Source organism: Chamaesiphon sp. VAR_48_metabat_135_sub, from assembly GCF_031418915.1.
Classification (GTDB): domain Bacteria; phylum Cyanobacteriota; class Cyanobacteriia; order Cyanobacteriales; family Chamaesiphonaceae; genus Chamaesiphon.
Window position 1 is genome coordinate 1 of sequence record NZ_JANOJV010000103.1, and the last position, 4,384, is coordinate 4,384.

The following is a 4,384-nucleotide window of genomic DNA, read 5'->3' on the forward strand; positions in this document are numbered from 1 at the left end:
GAGTGATTTTGATTATTCTTTATTGGAGTTAGGGTATAGGGTACAAATACACCACCACACACAAACACCCCCACACCCCAACACCCCCACACCCCAACACCCCCACACCCCAACACCCCCACACCCCCTCTCCCATGAAACCATTCCCCCTACTACAGCCCAACCTCGTACTCGGTAAGTCCGTGTTAGATTTAACACCTGAGATTCTGGCTCGATATCAGATTGAAGGATTGATTTTAGATGTTGATGATACGATCGTACCGATCGGTAGTAGTGTCGCACAACCAGAACTCGCGCGGTGGATTGCCGAAATTAGACAAATAGTCCCACTTTGGTTGGTAACAAATAATCCCAGTCAAGTAAGAATTGGAGCGATCGCGGATAGTTTATCGCTACCATATTTTCTGAGTGCGGCGAAACCCTCCCGCCGCAAACTCCGACAAGCAGTTGAAGCAATGAAGCTAGAACCGTCGCGGGTAGCGATGGTAGGCGATCGAGTATTTACAGATGTCCTCGCAGGCAATCGACTAGGGCTGTTTACAATCTTGATCGAGCCGATTTTCAGTGAGGATTCTTCCTTCAGTTTTAACCTCTTGCGGCGGATCGAGTTTGCGATCGCTAGAGTATTAGGGGTTTCTTTTACCACAAGCAAATAAATCTTTACACTACATCACAAATCTTCAATATGTCGAAATATAAATAAATTATTAAGAAAACGAGAATGCTCGAAAATATCTGGCATTATAGTTTTATTGTAAATGGAGTCAGCCAATATAAAGACTCTAAACATAATATAAAACATAAGATTTTTCAGAGCGTTAGCTGCCAAGATATAGGCAGTTGACGCTCTGAAACGTTTTGAGCAATTTTTTTCACCGATAGTTGAATATTGTGCTCCATCGGCGAAAGCCTCGATCCCTAGCTATTAAGCCTCGATCCCCATCATGTCTCAGACCCTAGTAATCAAAGTTGGTACATCGAGTCTGACTCGTAGTGATGGCAGATTGGCTTTAGCAACGATCGCCGCATTGATTGAAACCATCGTCGATTTACGCGCCCAAGGTTATCAAATTGTTTTAGTTTCTTCTGGTGCAGTTGGAGTTGGTGCAGCGCGACTGGGAATGACAGAGCGTCCGAAAACGATCGCACTCAAGCAAGCAGCGGCGGCGGTGGGGCAAGGTATCATTATGCGAGTGTACGACGATTTATTTCGCGAACATCAACAGCCAGTCGCACAAATATTACTAACGCGGGGAGATCTCGACCGACGCAGTAGTTATATTAATGCTTACAATACCTTTCAAGAACTATTCCGCCTGGGCGTAATGCCGATCGTCAATGAAAATGATACAGTCGCCGTAGACGAGCTAAAATTTGGCGATAATGATACTCTTTCAGCACGGGTAGCCAGCTTAATCGATGCCGACTGGTTATTTTTACTGACTGATGTCGATCGATTATACTCGGCTGACCCTCGCAAATTTCCTGACGCTCAACCGATCGTCCAGATCGATCGATTAGAGGATTTAACGGCTCTGCAAATTCAAACTGGGGGAAAGGGTTCGGAATGGGGAACGGGGGGCATGGTGACAAAAATAGCCGCCGCTGGGATAGCAACTAGTGCTGGTGTAAAAACAGCTATTACACATGGGCAGTTTCCACAGTATATCGAGCGGATTCTCAACGGCGAACCCTTGGGTACTCAATTTACGCCACAACTACGCGCCGACAATGCCAGAAAACGCTGGATCGCGCATGGGTTGATAACAGTAGGTAAAGTCTATTTAGATGCTGGTGCGGTTGAAGCGATTACGGCTAGTGGTAAATCTTTATTACCAGCCGGAATCACTCACCTCGAAGGAGATTTTGAGGCGACGGATGCGGTGCAATTGTGCGATAGTTCGGGCAAAGAGATTGGGCGCGGGATTATAAATTATAGTAGTGTCGAACTCGATCGAATTCAGGGACATCGATCGACCGATATTATCGATTTACTGGGCTACCTGGGTGAAGAAACAGTTGTCCATCGAGATAATTTGGTGTTGAGCTAGGATTTTGAATTGAAATGACAGTAATAGAATCGGGCGTTACTGAATTGGGGTATGATGCACCGTTTATCAATCCAATTATCTCTCTTCCCCCCGCTCCCCGCCCCCCCCTTTCCTTGCATATTGCAAGTGCTGTATCTATCTTCGTTCTGACGGGAAGGACGTAGAGTATTAACAAAAATATCCCAATCGAACTTGAGTTCGCTGTTGGTTGGGATCGTGTTCTAATAAATATTCGCGGGTAATTACACCTTGACTGCGTAAATTAGCTACCTCACTTTCGGCGATTTCGGTATCTGTAGATAATAGAATTACTTGTTCGCTAGCTGTGGGAAAATAACGTTCGATCAGATTAGTTCGGTGTGAGGAATCTAATCTGCCTAATGGCGTATCGATCGCGATTGGTAATTGTCGTCCCGACACTCGTGCTAATCCCCATAATAAGGCGATTGCTAAGAGTTGTTTTTCACCTGCGGAAAGTCGATGTTTGGGTAATAATTTTCCCTCGAGGTCGTGTAGGGAAAGAGTAAAGCTGCTACTATCGATCGTCACTCGCTGTACGAGTTCAGACTTGTGGAGCAAATAGCGAAAACATTCGGTAACTTCGTTTTCCAGTTTATTAATTTTTTTGAGGGTGAGTTTCTCTTTAAATATTTGCAATGTTGCCTTGACTTTGGCTACAGAATCAATGAGGTGCTGGTCATTTTTTAGCTTGATGTTATCTTCGGTATAGGTAGCTAATTCTTGCCTAGTTTTATTAATGATTCGATCGAGTTCTTCATGGCGACGATCGGTACTAATTTTATCGGCTTTGAGTTGAGATACTAGTTCGCGGGCGATAGCTTCCTGGGATTTGAGTCGAGTAAATTCTTCTGGAGAAGCGGCTTCAGCTATTTGACGATCGATAAATTCTAAGTCGGTTTCTAGTTTGGTTAATTGAGTTTGTAGTTCGCTAACTTTCTGAAGATCTCGATCGAGGTCGTATTTAAGGATACGATCTAGCTGAATCATCGTTTCTACATCTGTACCCAAGTATCCACATTTCCCCGATTCAACGTCTTTAATTAAGCTTTGATTTTCACGCTCTAGAAAAGTTTGAATATCGGCAATCTGGTTTTCTAAAACTGCTTGTTGTTGGAGATAATCGAGTAACCGACGATCTCGATCGACTAGTAGATCTAGAGCAGCTTTTCCTTGTTGATAGCGGAGTTCGATCTCTCCTTGTGCTTGCATCTTAACTAATAAGGGCGCGATTAAAGCTAATGGTAAACTACCTGCGGCAAGATTACCTAAATCTTGACGGTGTTGTTCGATTTGAGATTGGATGGCTCTTGATTCTAACTCTAATTCTTTGCCCTGAGCAGCGATTTTTCCACCTTCAAGGACAAATTTATCAAAAGCTTGTGTTTCCTGCTCGATCGCGATTTTTAATCTTGCTTCAATCTTGACTAATTCTGCGGTGACTGCTACTAATTCTAACTGCTCCTGTTCCAACTTCGATTCGATTTTATCGATCGCTTCTAATTGTTTTCCCGTCGCGATATCTCGCCGCTTTCTACTTACCAATATATCTAAATCTGCTGCCAATCGTTCGGCTAATTCCAACCCTAATAAAGATTGAATGGCATCAAATACCCCCACGGGTGGAGTTTCCTGTTCTGCTAATTCCTTTACTTGTTCGCCATCAAACAAAAATAGATTAGAAATCCCTAACGGTAACAGATTCTCGATATATTCATCCCAAGTATTTAATAGAGTCTTATCCGCCCAATCATTAACTAAAATACCTAAAGTATCCTTCCCGTCCTTGGGATTCCGCTCCCAATATCTGACGATCCGAATATCTCGTAAATCGCCATCTTCCGCGACCTGAAATGCTAATTCAATTCTGGCTTTTTCGACTAATGGTGTATGACGACTCACGCACTGATCGAGAAAGTCGCCATAACTCAAACTTCCCCTCGTCGAACATTGAGCGCGAGCACCATAAAGAGCCAACCTAATTGCATCCATAATCGTCGTTTTGCCACCACCATTCATCCCCCCAATCAGAATAATCGGGCGACTCTCTGATGATGTATCTGGTAGTAAATCTATCGTATTTTTACCCAAATAAGAACCAAAGTTTTCTAAAATTAGTTCGCGAAATAACATAGTTAGTTAATAATTGATAATTATTAATTGAAAGTAATGTACAGAAAAACTCAGATAAAACATTGATTAAGCAATGAATTTGTTCGTCTCCTCATGCCTGCCCTCCTTCCGAGATCTATCGATTGTCGGGCTTGTCGGGCAGGCAATCGTCACCTCACTCGCATTCATCTACTGGTCGGGTG

Annotated in this window: 3 protein-coding genes; 2 read left to right on the plus strand and 1 reads right to left on the minus strand. The window is 43.4% G+C overall.

The window, feature by feature from the left end; all coding sequences use genetic code 11:
- The first annotated feature begins 134 nt into the window (after positions 1 to 134).
- Together RMO55_RS07605 and proB are read left to right on the plus strand one after the other, a co-directional pair.
- On the plus strand, positions 135 to 656 hold the full coding sequence (locus tag RMO55_RS07605) for a YqeG family HAD IIIA-type phosphatase (RefSeq protein ID WP_310425490.1): 522 nt from the start codon (positions 135 to 137) through the stop codon (positions 654 to 656).
- A gap of 288 nt (positions 657 to 944) precedes the next feature.
- Entirely contained in the window at positions 945 to 2,051 is a 1,107-nt protein-coding gene (gene proB / locus RMO55_RS07610) for a glutamate 5-kinase (protein WP_310425491.1), read from the plus strand.
- Positions 2,052 to 2,219: 168 nt separating this feature from the next.
- On the opposite strand, the gene dndD is transcribed toward proB, so the two are convergent.
- Positions 2,220 to 4,202 carry a DNA sulfur modification protein DndD gene (gene dndD / locus RMO55_RS07615; RefSeq protein WP_310425493.1) on the minus strand — a complete coding sequence of 661 codons (1,983 nt, stop codon included), beginning with the start codon at positions 4,200 to 4,202 and terminating at the stop codon, positions 2,220 to 2,222.
- Positions 4,203 to 4,384: the final 182 nt, after the last annotated feature.

Excerpts from the sequence above, each read along its gene's own strand:
- RMO55_RS07605 (WP_310425490.1), top strand. The coding sequence starts at position 135 with ATGAAACCATTCCCCCTACTACAGCCCAACCTCGTACTCGGTAAGTCC.
- proB (WP_310425491.1), top strand. The coding sequence starts at position 945 with ATGTCTCAGACCCTAGTAATCAAAGTTGGTACATCGAGTCTGACTCGT.
- dndD (WP_310425493.1), bottom strand. The coding sequence starts at position 4,202 with ATGTTATTTCGCGAACTAATTTTAGAAAACTTTGGTTCTTATTTGGGT.